21 protein-coding genes are annotated in these 12,103 nt (G+C 55.4%); 2 read left to right on the top strand and 19 right to left on the bottom strand.

Going from position 1 to position 12,103, the window contains the following annotated elements; all coding sequences use genetic code 11:
* Window positions 1-185 precede the first annotated feature (185 nt).
* Window positions 186-380 carry a BrnA antitoxin family protein gene (locus tag JTP94_RS31720; RefSeq protein WP_204854342.1) on the top strand — a complete coding sequence of 65 codons (195 nt, stop codon included), beginning with the start codon at window positions 186-188 and terminating at the stop codon, window positions 378-380.
* A 15-nt stretch (window positions 381-395) separates the two neighbouring features.
* Here the strand turns inward: JTP94_RS31720 and JTP94_RS31715 are convergent, their stop codons facing one another.
* The 19 genes from JTP94_RS31715 to JTP94_RS31630 all read right to left on the bottom strand — a co-directional run bounded on the left by JTP94_RS31715 (window position 396) and on the right by JTP94_RS31630 (window position 11,765).
* On the bottom strand, window positions 396-611 hold the full coding sequence (locus JTP94_RS31715; RefSeq protein ID WP_204854341.1) for a hypothetical protein: 216 nt from the start codon (window positions 609-611) through the stop codon (window positions 396-398).
* Between the two features lie 7 nt (window positions 612-618).
* The gene (locus tag JTP94_RS35860; RefSeq protein ID WP_281434846.1) at window positions 619-747 is read right to left on the bottom strand and encodes a hypothetical protein; all 129 of its coding nucleotides are present in this window, start codon (window positions 745-747) and stop codon (window positions 619-621) included.
* A 23-nt stretch (window positions 748-770) separates the two neighbouring features.
* Window positions 771-1,154, bottom strand: coding sequence for a hypothetical protein (locus JTP94_RS31710; protein WP_204854340.1), 384 nt, complete (start codon window positions 1,152-1,154; stop codon window positions 771-773).
* Between the two features lie 540 nt (window positions 1,155-1,694).
* Window positions 1,695-2,333 carry a hypothetical protein gene (locus JTP94_RS31705; protein ID WP_204854339.1) on the bottom strand — a complete coding sequence of 213 codons (639 nt, stop codon included), beginning with the start codon at window positions 2,331-2,333 and terminating at the stop codon, window positions 1,695-1,697.
* Window positions 2,330-2,944, bottom strand: coding sequence for a hypothetical protein (locus JTP94_RS31700; protein ID WP_204854338.1), 615 nt, complete (start codon window positions 2,942-2,944; stop codon window positions 2,330-2,332). Before JTP94_RS31700 ends, JTP94_RS31705 begins: the two co-directional genes overlap by 4 nt.
* 239 nt (window positions 2,945-3,183) lie before the next feature.
* Entirely contained in the window at window positions 3,184-3,639 is a 456-nt protein-coding gene (locus JTP94_RS31695) for a hypothetical protein (RefSeq protein ID WP_204854337.1), read from the bottom strand.
* On the bottom strand, window positions 3,636-3,887 hold the full coding sequence (locus tag JTP94_RS31690; RefSeq protein WP_204854336.1) for a hypothetical protein: 252 nt from the start codon (window positions 3,885-3,887) through the stop codon (window positions 3,636-3,638). The genes JTP94_RS31695 and JTP94_RS31690 overlap by 4 nt, the downstream gene beginning before the upstream one ends.
* The gene (locus tag JTP94_RS31685) at window positions 3,884-4,348 is read right to left on the bottom strand and encodes a hypothetical protein (protein WP_204854335.1); all 465 of its coding nucleotides are present in this window, start codon (window positions 4,346-4,348) and stop codon (window positions 3,884-3,886) included. Before JTP94_RS31685 ends, JTP94_RS31690 begins: the two co-directional genes overlap by 4 nt.
* Entirely contained in the window at window positions 4,345-4,611 is a 267-nt protein-coding gene (locus JTP94_RS31680; RefSeq protein ID WP_204854334.1) for a hypothetical protein, read from the bottom strand. The genes JTP94_RS31685 and JTP94_RS31680 overlap by 4 nt, the downstream gene beginning before the upstream one ends.
* A gap of 574 nt (window positions 4,612-5,185) precedes the next feature.
* A complete protein-coding gene (locus JTP94_RS31675; protein WP_204854333.1) occupies window positions 5,186-6,631 on the bottom strand; it encodes a DnaB-like helicase C-terminal domain-containing protein in 1,446 nt (481 codons plus the stop codon).
* Window positions 6,628-7,989: a site-specific DNA-methyltransferase gene (locus JTP94_RS31670; RefSeq protein WP_204854332.1), complete on the bottom strand. Its 1,362-nt coding sequence runs from the start codon at window positions 7,987-7,989 to the stop codon at window positions 6,628-6,630. Before JTP94_RS31670 ends, JTP94_RS31675 begins: the two co-directional genes overlap by 4 nt.
* Window positions 7,986-8,606: a hypothetical protein gene (locus JTP94_RS31665; protein ID WP_204854331.1), complete on the bottom strand. Its 621-nt coding sequence runs from the start codon at window positions 8,604-8,606 to the stop codon at window positions 7,986-7,988. The genes JTP94_RS31670 and JTP94_RS31665 overlap by 4 nt, the downstream gene beginning before the upstream one ends.
* Entirely contained in the window at window positions 8,603-9,310 is a 708-nt protein-coding gene (locus JTP94_RS36100; RefSeq protein WP_204854330.1) for a GcrA family cell cycle regulator, read from the bottom strand. Before JTP94_RS36100 ends, JTP94_RS31665 begins: the two co-directional genes overlap by 4 nt.
* Window positions 9,311-9,320: 10 nt before the next feature.
* Window positions 9,321-10,010, bottom strand: a complete 690-nt coding sequence (locus JTP94_RS31655; RefSeq protein WP_204854329.1) for a winged helix-turn-helix domain-containing protein — start codon at window positions 10,008-10,010, stop codon at window positions 9,321-9,323.
* Window positions 9,977-10,555: a hypothetical protein gene (locus JTP94_RS31650; protein ID WP_204854328.1), complete on the bottom strand. Its 579-nt coding sequence runs from the start codon at window positions 10,553-10,555 to the stop codon at window positions 9,977-9,979. Before JTP94_RS31650 ends, JTP94_RS31655 begins: the two co-directional genes overlap by 34 nt.
* 83 nt (window positions 10,556-10,638) lie before the next feature.
* Window positions 10,639-11,013, bottom strand: a complete 375-nt coding sequence (locus tag JTP94_RS31645; RefSeq protein ID WP_204854327.1) for a hypothetical protein — start codon at window positions 11,011-11,013, stop codon at window positions 10,639-10,641.
* Window positions 11,014-11,189: 176 nt separating this feature from the next.
* Window positions 11,190-11,372, bottom strand: a complete 183-nt coding sequence (locus JTP94_RS31640) for a hypothetical protein (RefSeq protein ID WP_204854326.1) — start codon at window positions 11,370-11,372, stop codon at window positions 11,190-11,192.
* Window positions 11,365-11,544, bottom strand: a complete 180-nt coding sequence (locus tag JTP94_RS31635; protein WP_204854325.1) for a hypothetical protein — start codon at window positions 11,542-11,544, stop codon at window positions 11,365-11,367. The genes JTP94_RS31640 and JTP94_RS31635 overlap by 8 nt, the downstream gene beginning before the upstream one ends.
* Window positions 11,541-11,765: a hypothetical protein gene (locus JTP94_RS31630; protein WP_204854324.1), complete on the bottom strand. Its 225-nt coding sequence runs from the start codon at window positions 11,763-11,765 to the stop codon at window positions 11,541-11,543. The genes JTP94_RS31635 and JTP94_RS31630 overlap by 4 nt, the downstream gene beginning before the upstream one ends.
* A gap of 50 nt (window positions 11,766-11,815) precedes the next feature.
* On the opposite strand from JTP94_RS31630, the gene JTP94_RS31625 reads away from it, so the two are divergent.
* The coding region (locus JTP94_RS31625) for a hypothetical protein (protein WP_204854323.1) at window positions 11,816-12,103 on the top strand (288 nt) is incomplete at its 3' end.

Raw genomic sequence — 12,103 nt, 5'->3', positions numbered from 1 at the left:
GCCACAGTCACCAACCGCCGGCAATCAGCCAGGACAGAATTGAGCGCCGGTCCTGAGACGATACCCATACCCATCGGATACGGCATTCCCTCTTGCTTAAGGACTGCTATGAGGTTGTCGACCTCGGCTTGCTTCTCGCGTTCGGTCATCTTGATTATCCGTAGTACTTTTAATAGATTGCTCAGATGGCTATTCGTTTTGAGCGAGTGAAAGAACATGACCCCAAGCGTACTGGCAAGCGCGGGCGCCCTAAGGTCGATAACCCGAAAGAGCTTCTGACGCTGCGGTTAGACCCGCGCATCATCAAGCACTTCAAATCGACTGGGGAAGGCTGGCATAAGCGTCTTGAAGCTGTTCTGCTTAACCACCTTCATCTCTGACGCTGCCGACCATCATCAGTTCAGCGCCACCACGCGAAGATCATGACGAGCCGCGTAATAAAACGGATCTGACCGGACTTCGCTGAATAGGACTAGTTCGCCGTCGCAATCCATCAGAGCCCAGCCATCACGACCGTCTTCCGTCGTTGCTTGACGTATCCAGGCATAGGAGAGGACCGAGGCAAGAGCTTTCTTGCACTGGGCTTCGTCTATGATGACTGTGTGGGTCATGCGGCGGTCAAACGATTTGGACGTGGAACAGGATGAAATAAACGAGCGCTGCGAAGCCGCCCAAGAATGTGAGCGCGGCGCAGACCAAACCGAACATCGCAAGATAAAAGAATGCCGTGATGTCAGGCAGGTTCATCTCACTCTCCAATGAAAAGCCGATTAGACGGCAAATCGCGCCTTCGACACTTTCGGCTCAGATGCTTCCGTCTGATAGAAGCCGACCTCGGCTTCGAGGCGATGAAGGGCTTCCCTAGCACCCTGAATTGCCGAAAGCGCATCATCAGCGCGATTGCGAAGCTGTCCGAACGCGTTGGCATAGGACGGGTCTTGCGGCTTTCCTACGGCCTCCGGTACGCAGCCGCAGAGGTGGTCCACGAGTGCCCTCACTTGCTGAGAAAGCTGGATAGAGCGAATGAAGACGCTTTCAGCATGCTCAAGCACATTGGCCGGGGCACATTTATCTTCGTCATAAGCCATGAGTTTTTCCTGAGGTTGGCAATGAAAAGCCCGACCAGCAGTTATGCCGATCGGGCCGAGATACATGCCTGCCTACAGGCTTACGGATAATTCATGACGGGCTGGGCGCTATTCCAGCTTCAATAGGCCCTCAGGTATGAAGTCCGTCACATTGAAGTGCAAAACGGTACTGCCTGAGACGTTCGTCGGGCGCCTTGCAGAAGTGCTTCCTACTGCCGCCGTCATGTTCCTCTTGGGAGGAATGGGTATCGAGAAGGGCCGGATTACCCTATCTACTGGTTATGCGCCATGCATCCCGTGGCTCCGGCTCGGCTTGTAACGGGCCTGCCTTCACCTTCCCGATCTCGTTGCCCTATTGGGCGGATTAGCTCTGGAATGTTGCTGGCCAGCAGTGTCGGGCTCGATAGTTTATGCAGCAGAGACCATAAGGCTATCCGTCGAATCCCACGCCGTGCGCTCCTACGCGACACCCATTCCAGATCTTGCTGAGGCGACAAGGATTGGCGAGACATCAAAGCCTGTAGTCTCGCCTGCATTCGCCTCGAATATGACCCGCCGGGGTGCGCATCGTTGAGAGGCGTGGCAGGTTCTGTTTCCGTTGTCCTTCTATGCCGCCTGCCGCTTGCGCTTCTCAGCGTCTCGCTGGCGTCGGCGAGCGTTCATCATGTCGGCCCACTCGAACCGTTCAAGGTTCTTATCAAAATCGCAGGCCATGGGCTTGGCGTCAGCAGCGCGCCATACTTCGATGTTGGACCTTTTATCCCCTATTTCCGGGTCGTTTGTAAAGTCCGGCTCTTCCTGCTTTTCGTTATGCTGCAATGGCTTGCGGGCGAAAGCTCTAAAAATACATTCAATAGCGGCCTCCCGTCTCCATTCTCCGGTCTGTCGCTGTATCCCAGGTTGCTCGATTTCACGGCACCACTTGGCGAAAGCTATACCGCCTGCCTGCGCCCGAGACCATGCCCATAATGCCCGACGCTTCTTCGGATCGGGGACGAGCTTCATCATTTCCATGGCGACTTCCCAGATACCCACGTCGTTTGTGGTCGCTCTAAGTTTCTTCGGATCGAGCCATGCCCATCGCACTTCATGAAGCTCATCCGCATGCCAATGGCTCATGTCACCGAAGGTGTGGACTATACCGATGTTCACGGCTTTCAGGTGAGCCGGCCGCGCTGTGTTCGGGAGCTTCCGATCCACCTCGGCAGCACGGATGAAGATTTCAGTGATTTCCGCCTCAGTCATGCTGCTGCCCTTTCTCTAAAACCAAGCGCCTCTTCTGGCGTCCAACCTAGTTTTCTTATCCGGGAGCTGATCGTGCCGTACGGCAGCCCCAAAGATTCACACCATTCGGCTAACGTCTTCGTTTCTTCGTTGATTGTGACCAAGTAATTGTTGCGCTTGTTTCTTGCCTGATCGGTGGATATCGCCCAACGCACGTTTCCGGGCTCATAGTTGCCGTCTACGTCTGGGTATCGGTCAATAGAGTGTTGAGCGGAGGGGCGAACTCCAATGTGGGCAAAGAACGCTTCGAACGAATTACGCCACTCATCGCAGACCTTAATCCCTCGTCCCCCATAGTTTTTATATCCTGTCGCGCTTTCGATGTAGCACCGACCAATCATACTTGCCCACGTTTGGTATTCCTTCGATTTGGACATGCCATGGGTCAGGCGCTGTTCTCCTCGTTCGCTTGCGGCGCATCCGCAGGAGGTCGTTCTGCCCCCTGTCATGGACGAGCCGATGACTGCCTTCTCCGTCCCGCAGTCGCAAATGACATTCCACATGGCTTTACCATGAGCGCTGTTGTCTGCCCTGGTGGTGACCGTTAACTTCCCGAAGCGGCTGCCTGTCAAATTTACCAGTTTTCTTTCGCTCACCATCTCGCGGGCTAGGCACCCACAAGATGATGTCTTGTGGCTTACTAGCTGAGCGCTAGATACATTCTTCTCAGCGCCACAATCACAACGGCAAAGCCAAACCGCATTTTTATGCGCATCTCTGCCCATGTCTGTTATAGCAACGAGCCTGCCGAACCGTGCGCCGGATAGGTCTTGATATCTGGCCCCTATACCATTCTTCATTCCACGAGGCATTAAGCCCTCCTGCGATCATCAAAGAGATCTGGTTCCGAATGAAGAGGTCCGAAGACGCGCTTCATTCGCTCATAAATCATGCCAACGAGAACAAAACGTTTGGGGACTATCCCGTCCGTGTCTTCAGACCAGAGCTGCATCCACCCGAACGGTATGCTGTCGAAAAAGGAAAACCATGAAGAAACATCCGTCGTCATCAACGCCGGGAAATTCTTCTCGGCCAAGCGAACCATGTCGCTCACTGCCCAAAGGGAATGCTCATTAATGCTGCCTTGCGAATTAGCAGTTTCAGCAAACGTCATCACGATGAATCTGGCGTGATCCTTCCCGTACCGCTTAGCGATCCTATGGAGAGTTGCGACCGCCCTCGTCTCTCTGACCGCAGGAACGACATTTGCGGGGACGACGCGAATGTCGAACTCCTCAAAGATCGCTTCTGCCTCTGGATATTTCATATCCGGGCCGCCCTCTCGATTGCCTGCTTCTTGATCCGGCGCCACATCCGGTCATCGGTCGCGACGTATCTCTCTGCATCGATGCGCTTGACGTTCCGGCGACGAAGTGCCGCACGCTGTCGCTTCAGCTTGATATCCACATCAGCATAGTGCGGCTGGCAAACCCATTCATTGAAGCCATAGGGCAGCGTGTCCTTTGCGGTAGTGCGCCGACAATGGGGAACGCAGCAGCAGATACGATCGGTCATGCTTCGATAACCTTCTCGATTGCCAGCCGTTCCTTCTTCGCAGACTGCTTCCGCTTGGCTGATGCTGTCCGGCCGAGCGCCGTTAAAATGCTCGTATGATCCCTATGGAACAGTCTGCCCAATTGGGTGGAAGTCAGATGAGGGAATCGATCCGCAGTCTTGATCAGCACTTGTTGACGCTGGCGGTAATAGAGACGGTATTGAGTGCCGGCCGTGAGGATTTCATAGTTGATCCCCTCGGCCTTTGCCTGCAGTCTGATGAAATCGTAGACCGTCAAACCCTTTGCCGATGCACGACGGCTATAAAACAGCCGTACATGGGCGTTGGCTTCCTTTTCGAGCATGGCGCAGGTTATCCTCACCTTGCTCGTCTTTGGCGCTATACGGGCCATTCTGAGGATAATGGCACCGTCTTCAAGTCTCCATTCAGGCTTTAGAGATTTGGAGGTGAGTTCGTTCATGCCCGTGCCCTCGCCTTCGGGAGATTGAATAGCTCGTCGGCCTTTGACTTGGCTTCGAGGACAGCACCATCACGGACCATTGAGCCGTTCAGATAGGCAATCAAAGCATCCCCAGCCGCAGCCTTCGCTTCTGCCTTTGTCGGATAGACAATTGGATGACCACCCTTGCCGCGGATGATCTCGTTATCGCAGCGGTGGACTTTGCGGAACCAGGCTAGGTAACCGCCAGGAACTGATTGAGCGCCAATCTGGAAGGAATTCATTTAAGCCATCCCCAGCATTCACCCGATAGCACGCGCTTAACCTGCGATCGGCTACAGCCAACTGATAGCCCTATTTTTTCTTGCGACAACGAGCCTCCTAAGGCGCGGATTTTGAGGACATCCGCCTCTGTGAGTTTGGCTAGTCCGTGTCTCTCGCCGCGGTTGGCAGTCCCATGTAAAAGTTTATCAGAATGATTTTCGGCTACTGTTGCCCACCGCAAATGGTTCGGAGTTATGCAGCCACGATGGCCGTTGCCGCAGGAATGGGCGGCCTCATGAAGAGGCGAAGGAGGAGCCCCGCGTACTTTCTCACACACAAAACGGTGAGCATAGATCTGCTCGCCGTCCACATGGAAGACGCCATAACCCTTTCCAGCCTTTCCGAATGGCCAAAAGACGCATTGGTCCGAGTCCGACAGAAGCACACCTTCAATGAACCGTAAGGGCTCGCCATTGCCTGTTGAACCGGCAAGCGGATCGCCGTTGCGATGCCAGCGCCAATAATGTTTGCTGCACCATCCTCTGGCGTGTGCCGGGTTCGCGCATCCATCAATCACGCATGTCTGTTTTTGCATCAGAAAAGCTCCCGAGCATTTTGCTGTTGCTTGTAGGAAGGGCCGTAGCTGGTTGAATTGCCGTCCCATGCGATGTCTCGACGCCGAGGAAACTCGCTTTCACGGGAAAGAGACAGCAATATCTCAGCCTTTCCCTCGGTCTGATCCATCAGTTCGCGCCACACGTTCCAGTCAGATGTCCCTTCCCCAGGCTCCATACCGGCGAGGATTGGCCGCGGCTGGAATGGTATGAGAACTTGGTCAGCATCCTTGTCGAGATTGCCCAAGAGATCGCGGTATGTGGGGCGGCGATACAGAACTGCCTTCAGGCGCTCTTCATAGTTTCGGCCTTGATAGTCTTGGAAGGCTGATTTCTTCAGGTGGGTGAGCGCTATGATCGGGATATTCAATTCCATCGAAAGGTCTTTGAGCCCAGACGTTGCGACATGGGCCTGCTTATGCTCTTCGGCGTCAGCCATTTTGCCTTCCCACCGGAATTTGCCGATATGATCAGCAAAGGCCGCGCCGATATTGTGTGACTTCTTGAGTGATCGAGCCTTCTTGCAGAACTGATCGAGCGTGAGGCGCCTGCAGTCGATTTCGATATGCTGCAAGCTTTTCATCTCTAGACCGGCGCGCACGAGCATTTCGATCTCGTCTCCGGTCACCTTCTTGAGCTTTTGCTGACGAGCTGAGACGCCGCTGCGTCTTGCCTTTTCTCTCATCAAGATTTGATCGACGGTCATCTCGCCGCTGAAGAGGAAGATGGGGTATTCTCGGGCCATCTCAAACATGCATTGCATTGCAAGGGCTGTCTTTCCCTGCTTGACGCCGCCGCCGATGACAATGAGCTGCCCATTCTGCCAAGGGCCTGTAAGCTGCATGACTTCGGGAATGCCTGGGTTAATACCGGATATGGCCGATCCTTGACCCGCAGTGGCGTCTAGTGTGCGATCTATGGCGTCGGATAGGGAGAAGGTCGCTTCTTCACCAGATAGGCTCTGCGTGACCTCCGCAAGACGCTGGCGAAGCGCCGCAATGTCATCCGGTATCCTAAGCTCTTCCTCGAAGGCGATCTGTCGGAGATCATCAGCAAGGGAGTGGATCTCACGTCGAGCTGCCGCTGCGGTGATTGCCGCACACCAGTCCGGAATGTTGATGAAGCCCACAGCATCACTCACCAAGCGAGCCATATATTGCGGGAGCGTTAAATCCCCTATCCGCTCATTAGGTAGCATGTTCTTAAGCGTGATCGGGCTGAAGGTTTTGCCATCAGCTCGAAGTTTCAGCATCGCCTCGAACATGAGGAAGTGAATCCTCTCTTCGAAATGGCTGGCCTCGAAATTGACAGGCACAGCCTCAATACTGTCATTCTTCATGAGGAGCGCGCCCAACAGGGCTTGCTCGGCTTCGATCGCATCTGGAAGAGTTGGAGAGCCATGGAAGTCTCTGGCTTGAGCGTTCATGCGGTACCTCCAGCGAATAGAGGGCCATGATCAACCGCCCTTGGCTTCTGCGGTACGCGCCATTCGGTTTCGATCCGACGCTGTGTGATCTCGGCATATTCTGGATTTAGCTCGATCAGCTCAGCGCGCCGGCCGTGGCGTAGGGCGACAAGCGCCGTGGTACCCGCGCCTCCGAAGGGATCGAGCACCAAGCCGCCCTTGGGGCAGCCTGCGAGGATGCAACGTTCGGCAAGCTCCGGGGGGAATGTCGCGAAGTGGGCTTCGGAAAAGGCCTGTGTAGCCATTTCCCAGACGGTCAGAGGTGCAGGCTCATAATTGCGGAGATATCGCCCGTCGCCCCGTCCAAGCTCGTCCAGGCCAGTGTGATTGATATGGCCCTGATGGCGCGGCGTGACCTCTATGACCTTTCCGGCCTCTCTACCGCGGCGGTGTCTAGACCCGTGGCCACCAGCACCGGTATCCCATCCATCGGGCATCTTGATGCGCTTGTTGCCAGTCACCGTACGGGGACCCGGCTGGCCGCCAACATATGAGCCGCCTCGGAAGGTAGCGGCGTCTTCATCAGACGACCGCCCCTGCTTTACGATCTCAGCGTCATAATAAGCGCCCATTCTCATCCAGCGCGCGCCCGTGCGCCTTGGGTCTGTCACAAGGGGGCATCGTTCGGCCAAATCAGGGAAGAAGGAGATTTCACCCGTGTCACGAGCGCGCCAGACGTCGGCGTCTTCGCTCTTAGTCAAAAGGAAAATCTTTTCGTGCGATGTCGACGGGCGATAGGCACCGGAACTGTCGGGCATGGGGTTTGTCTTCCCCCATATGATTTCCGATCGCACCCACCATCCGGCATCCTGCAGGGCAATCGCGAGCCTGTTCGGGATCATGCAGAGGTCTTTTGGCTTTAAATATCCTTCGCCACTGAAATTGCGCCGAACACCGTCAGAAGCCGTATTGCCGAGGTTTTCAGAGACCCCCGCACGCTTCGGTGTATTGCCTGTTGTGATCGGGCCGACTGTCGAGAATGGCTTGTCGCGGAACGTCCGATCATCATTGCCGGCTGCTTTTGTATCCGCTGCGCTACGACCGTTTGGCGTCGTTGCATAGCAATCGCCATAGTTGATCCAACAAGTGCCAGTTGGGTTGAGAACTCGCTTAACCTCTTCAAATACCGCGACCATCACAGCAAGGTGTTCGGCAAGTGTCGGTTCAAGGCCGATCTGTCCATCAACGCCGTAGTCGCGAAGGCCCCAATAAGGAGGAGACGTCACGACGCAGTCGACGCTATCGCTTTCCATGGTCGCGAGAACCGCAAGGCAATCGCCAATGTGAAGGCCGACACGCCCGTCAAGGAACTGGATCATGCGGCGCTCCCGAACAGATCGGCCGAAGCGGAGCGCTCATTGCGCTGCTGTAGAAGAGCCATGAAGGCCGGCTCATAGCGCCGGGCGTGAAGCTTTGCCCCACGCCAGCAGATCGCCAGAGCGCAAGCCTCGGCCGCGTTGTGCGATATCGTCTTTTGCGTGGGCAATACGATCCCCATCCGCTCACATTCGGAAACGGCCGCGCCTTTCCAGTCGTTCTCCGCCTTCTTTCCGGGCTTCGTCGGCTTCAAAGGAGGCTTGTATCCCTGCCCGAAGAAGAGCTTGCGCCACGCCCCTGGCGGGATTGTTCCGTAAGGCACGCCAAAATTAGACAAGGTTGCCACGATGGCGAGTGAGGTACCCCACGCATAGATAATTGCTGCCGCATTGCTCTTGCCGATCTGTGCGAGCGATTGTTCCTCAAGGATGGCAAAATCCGGCTTTCCAAACTCGCGGATAAGCTTCGTGACCTTGAGTCCCAATTGGTCGCCAGTATAGTAGGGATCGGCCTTGTCGGGCATCTCCAGGACGCCGCAACGGATTGACGAATGATCGCGGGAAGTATCCCAGAATGCATATCCAGTCGTCTTACTAGGGTCGAATGCCAGAACCTTCAAAGCTTCCGCCCTCCAATTCCATCCAGAGCCACGCGCTCGCTTCTCGTGCCCTCGCCTCGGGCAATAGCCGCGTGATGACTGCAATATGAGCCGAGGGATATCCTCATCCTACAGCAAGGCATATCCGCGTTTGAGGGACCGTCTGCGGCCGATATCGGGAACTTGCACTGATGGGCGGTAAGATCGATGAACCGCACCGGAGACGTGTCGGGAATGGCGAACATCGAACTGTCAAATCCGCGCTGTGCCCGCTCCGAAGCCTTGGCCTCTCTCTCAAGCCTGACATGGTTCTGCAGTTTGGCATGGCAGGAAGCCATTTCCACCTGATGGGTCGCTCGATTACGGAACGGGAAAAGATCGCGCCTGTCTTGCGCCTTGGCGTTTACAGCATTGCCGGTCTTGCCGATGGCGATACCGATCTGTTGCGATGTCCATCCCTCATTCCAGAGCTTTGAGGCCTTCGATAGCTCTTGCTCTGACCAGAGAGTACTCGCCCGCGTGGATCGGCGTTCTTCACGGGCTTCGATCTTCCGGACAACACTGTCGCCGTGAAATTGAAGCCCTAGGCGAAAGGCTTTGCTCAGGGCGGCATTCCGTGAGCAACCGAGCGAGATACCCACCTGCGAGGCGCTATGGCCTTTTGCGACCATCGTTTTCAACGTCTCGATGTTCTGGTCAGTCCATTTGAAAGGCTGCTTCAGCATGTCCAGCCCCTCAAATCTGAGACTGCAGGCGCTTATAGGCGCGCTCGATGGTCATATAGGGAAGCTTCATCACAGCGGCGCAGGCTGATACCTTCATGCCGCGGCGCATCAGGCTGAGAAGTTGCTCATCGTGCTCCGGCAACCAGCGATGCATTGAGCCGGGCAAGCGATGGCGGACACTGGCTTCCTTCAGCGCGTTTCCTTGCGAAGCATCGGCCATTACAATCTTGTAGCCTTTGCCCCAGACGGTTTCTATCACGAGGCCGATATCCGCGAGGGCCGGCCTGATCTTGCAGATCATGACATCGACGATTTTGATTTCCGGACCTTCGCCATGCCGGTCGAGGAATACGTGATCGTAGATCCGCTCTTTCTCAGCCATCAGCGGGAAGCAATCGACAAGGAACTTCGCTACGTTGAACTGCTTGCGAGTGAACCTGACCGACTGAGACCCATTCGCGATTTTGCAGTTGATGGGATCAGCCAATATCGACGCGCCTTCGACAAACTGAAGGCAGCAAGGGCAGATCATGGAATTGTGCTTTACTGGAACACTGTCATTGACATTGAGCATTTCAGCCTCGCTGGAAAGAAAATGCCGCCATTCGCGACGGCTAGTTGGGCGGCTCAAGCCTTGGGAGGAGGTAAGCGAGCCGCCGGGGGAACTCAGTGAGAAACTTGCGGGGCGGCCGATGCCCATTCGTCGGCGTCGCCGGAATTGGCGAACGGGTCTCCATCGCTGGCCGGCTCTTCCTTGGAAGCAGCAGCCTTGGCGCGGGCCAGGATGTCAGGAATCGTCGTGTCGTATTCCTTCTTGCCGGCGTCATACGACTCCAGCCAGTGCTTGTCGTCGGAACTGCCGCCGTCATAGCCGGATACGCGATCTAGGTTGTTCAGGCCGGCATGGAAGCCCTTGGCCGCGACAAGCTGCTCACGGTCGGCACGGTCGGACAGAAGATCACCTTGCGGATTGTCAGGGATGAGCCCAAGCCAGATAAGATTTTCGCGTTCAGACTTAAGCTTGTCGACCGGCTTCTGCTGATCCTCGGCAAGGAACGATTTCAGATAATGGTCGAGCTTGGCGCTAGCAAAGCCGGCTGCTTTCGCGTTCTGCCGGTTTGATTTCTTCTCTTCATTCAGAGCGCGGATCTTGGCGGCAATGTCCCGATCCTTCTGATGATAGTAGGAAAACTGAACTCTGCGTTCGCGGTCTGCTTTCGTATTGTCACCGGCGATTGCCGTCATGCGTCACCTCTTTCTGAGTTTTCGGAAAAATCCGAACGTTACGGCCATAAAAAAGGACGCCCTTTCAGGCGCCCTCTTTCAGCTCAGGAGCGATCAAGTACGCCAATGAACGCGCGAAACGCAGCAACGAACGGGCGATGGAAATCCGCTTCCGGGCCGTCCAAGAGAGCGTCTGCTTTGGCGATGAGATCATCGATGGTCCTGACTTCACGTTGTGCATATTCCAATCCACTTACTTGCTCGACGCGAGTAAGCTCCTCCCCATCAATGCTGATCCTGGGATCGGCGTACCAAGCGTCTTTTGTTCTTGTGAAAGACCAGCGCAGCTCTGTTGCTGCGTGGCGTATGCGCTTCTTCACGCTGCCCATGTGAGGGGGAGCGATTTTCTGTTGCATCGCGTTTTGGCAAAAAAATTCAACGCTAGACATTTCGGATTTTTCCCTGCGAAATTCGGACATTTTCTAAGTTTCCTGTGTCACTAATCCGTCGTGGCACGGGACTGGTTCGAAAGGAGTTCAGCCGCTAATTGACGACTGATAATGATGATCACGAACACGAAGCGTTGCGCCGCAAAGTTTGGCGACGGTGGGCGCGGTAGCTTCGGTGGTCGTGGAAAATTTGAAGAATGAGGTGGTCATTTCGTCACCTCGTGATGTTTGGAGAGGTCGCCTTCAGGCGCCCCAACATCCTCGGAATGATCTTTGCTGCCGTATACCCATCGAGCGAACTGGATGAGGAGCGGCAATGGGAAAATGGCGAGTAGCAAAAGCCCGAAGGCATAGCCGCAGTATTGAAGACCGAGAAGGAAATCAGACATGGCGTCCTCCGCGGCGCGACGGACGCGCAAAGGGGATAATCACCGCCTCATGGCGAGGACGCTTCCTGAAGGCTTCCCTGAGCCAAGGAAGGACAACAGCAACCACGCAGACGATGAAATTGCTGGCGATAACGAAGAAGATAAAGGCTTGTAGAACTGTGTCTTTGCTCATGCCCCTACCCTCTTCATTCGATCTGATGGAACAACGGCCCGATCTCTCGGATGAGGATCATGGCCTTCAACGGCGCGTGCGGCTTCGCATTCCGGCTCGGGAAATTCATCGGCGAAGAGATGGCGGAAATCGTCTAGCCATTCCGATCCAACTGGGTCCGGGTTCACTTCACGGCGCTGAATTTGACGGGCTGCGCAGATGGTGGATGATTGCTTCGTCATGGCCGACCTCCCTTGAGGACGATCCTCGCGTACTGTATGCGGACATCCGATTGACCTTGCATGTTGCCATTGACTGCGATGGGTTCTGGAGAAGCCAGCTTTGCAAGAGCTGCGGTCAAGCGCGCGATCTCCTTCGATGCGCGCTGTCTCTCGGCAAAAATTGCCCGACCGACAGCATCAACCTTCGTATGGAAAAGCTCGCCCTCAAGTGCCGTAACTTCATCAAGGGCCTTTGCAGCAGAGTTTCTGACATCGTCTGGAAGTTCATAAATGGAACTCATCGCTCAAACTCCCCCACCGCAATCATTGATCCCGAGATGAGCAACGAGATCCGCCGC

It is taken from the genome of Martinezella lusitana, from assembly GCF_016901135.1.
Taxonomy (GTDB): domain Bacteria; phylum Pseudomonadota; class Alphaproteobacteria; order Rhizobiales; family Rhizobiaceae; genus Rhizobium; species Rhizobium lusitanum_D.
This window is presented reverse-complemented; position numbering and strand designations above follow the sequence as displayed.

What these genes read in the sequence shown, in the direction of transcription:
- JTP94_RS31720 (WP_204854342.1), top strand. Translation starts at nt 186, where the DNA reads ATGGCTATTCGTTTTGAGCGAGTGAAAGAACATGACCCCAAGCGTACT.
- JTP94_RS31715 (WP_204854341.1), bottom strand. Translation starts at nt 611, where the DNA reads ATGACCCACACAGTCATCATAGACGAAGCCCAGTGCAAGAAAGCTCTT.
- JTP94_RS35860 (WP_281434846.1), bottom strand. Translation starts at nt 747, where the DNA reads ATGAACCTGCCTGACATCACGGCATTCTTTTATCTTGCGATGTTCGGT.
- JTP94_RS31710 (WP_204854340.1), bottom strand. Translation starts at nt 1,154, where the DNA reads ATGTATCTCGGCCCGATCGGCATAACTGCTGGTCGGGCTTTTCATTGC.
- JTP94_RS31705 (WP_204854339.1), bottom strand. Translation starts at nt 2,333, where the DNA reads ATGACTGAGGCGGAAATCACTGAAATCTTCATCCGTGCTGCCGAGGTG.
- JTP94_RS31695 (WP_204854337.1), bottom strand. Translation starts at nt 3,639, where the DNA reads ATGAAATATCCAGAGGCAGAAGCGATCTTTGAGGAGTTCGACATTCGC.
- JTP94_RS31690 (WP_204854336.1), bottom strand. Translation starts at nt 3,887, where the DNA reads ATGACCGATCGTATCTGCTGCTGCGTTCCCCATTGTCGGCGCACTACC.
- JTP94_RS31685 (WP_204854335.1), bottom strand. Translation starts at nt 4,348, where the DNA reads ATGAACGAACTCACCTCCAAATCTCTAAAGCCTGAATGGAGACTTGAA.
- JTP94_RS31680 (WP_204854334.1), bottom strand. Translation starts at nt 4,611, where the DNA reads ATGAATTCCTTCCAGATTGGCGCTCAATCAGTTCCTGGCGGTTACCTA.
- JTP94_RS31675 (WP_204854333.1), bottom strand. Translation starts at nt 6,631, where the DNA reads ATGAACGCTCAAGCCAGAGACTTCCATGGCTCTCCAACTCTTCCAGAT.
- JTP94_RS31670 (WP_204854332.1), bottom strand. Translation starts at nt 7,989, where the DNA reads ATGATCCAGTTCCTTGACGGGCGTGTCGGCCTTCACATTGGCGATTGC.
- JTP94_RS36100 (WP_204854330.1), bottom strand. Translation starts at nt 9,310, where the DNA reads ATGCTGAAGCAGCCTTTCAAATGGACTGACCAGAACATCGAGACGTTG.
- JTP94_RS31655 (WP_204854329.1), bottom strand. Translation starts at nt 10,010, where the DNA reads ATGGGCATCGGCCGCCCCGCAAGTTTCTCACTGAGTTCCCCCGGCGGC.
- JTP94_RS31650 (WP_204854328.1), bottom strand. Translation starts at nt 10,555, where the DNA reads ATGACGGCAATCGCCGGTGACAATACGAAAGCAGACCGCGAACGCAGA.
- JTP94_RS31645 (WP_204854327.1), bottom strand. Translation starts at nt 11,013, where the DNA reads ATGTCCGAATTTCGCAGGGAAAAATCCGAAATGTCTAGCGTTGAATTT.
- JTP94_RS31640 (WP_204854326.1), bottom strand. Translation starts at nt 11,372, where the DNA reads ATGTCTGATTTCCTTCTCGGTCTTCAATACTGCGGCTATGCCTTCGGG.
- JTP94_RS31635 (WP_204854325.1), bottom strand. Translation starts at nt 11,544, where the DNA reads ATGAGCAAAGACACAGTTCTACAAGCCTTTATCTTCTTCGTTATCGCC.
- JTP94_RS31630 (WP_204854324.1), bottom strand. Translation starts at nt 11,765, where the DNA reads ATGACGAAGCAATCATCCACCATCTGCGCAGCCCGTCAAATTCAGCGC.